The sequence below is a fragment of the Bacillus sp. SIMBA_005 genome (assembly GCF_046535585.1).
Taxonomy (GTDB): Bacteria; Bacillota; Bacilli; order Bacillales; family Bacillaceae; genus Bacillus; species Bacillus pumilus.
Window position 1 is genome coordinate 1 of the sequence record NZ_JAWRWI010001169.1, and the last position, 236, is coordinate 236.

Annotated in this window: 1 protein-coding gene; it reads left to right on the top strand. The window is 73.3% G+C overall.

The features are described from left to right. The first annotated feature begins 9 nt into the window (after positions 1-9). Positions 10-117 carry a winged helix-turn-helix domain-containing protein gene (locus SB660_RS23785; RefSeq protein WP_410585068.1) on the top strand — a complete coding sequence of 36 codons (108 nt, stop codon included), beginning with the start codon at positions 10-12 and terminating at the stop codon, positions 115-117. The last annotated feature ends 119 nt before the right edge of the window (positions 118-236 follow it).

Sequence of the window (236 nt, forward strand, 5' to 3'; positions counted from 1 at the left end):
TCCTCCAGCGTGGTCGAGCTGTACATCTCGTACCTGCGCAAGAAGATCGACGCCGGTCGCGCGCCCATGATCCACACGGTCCGGGGCGCCGGCTACATGGTGAAGGCCGCGCAGTGACCTCAGCCCGCGTCGCGGGTGCCCCACCGACCGCCGCCCCACCGACCACCGCACCGGACGCCCGACCCGCGAGACGCCGGTTCCCCCGCCTGCGGCCGTTCCGCTCGTGGACGCTGCGC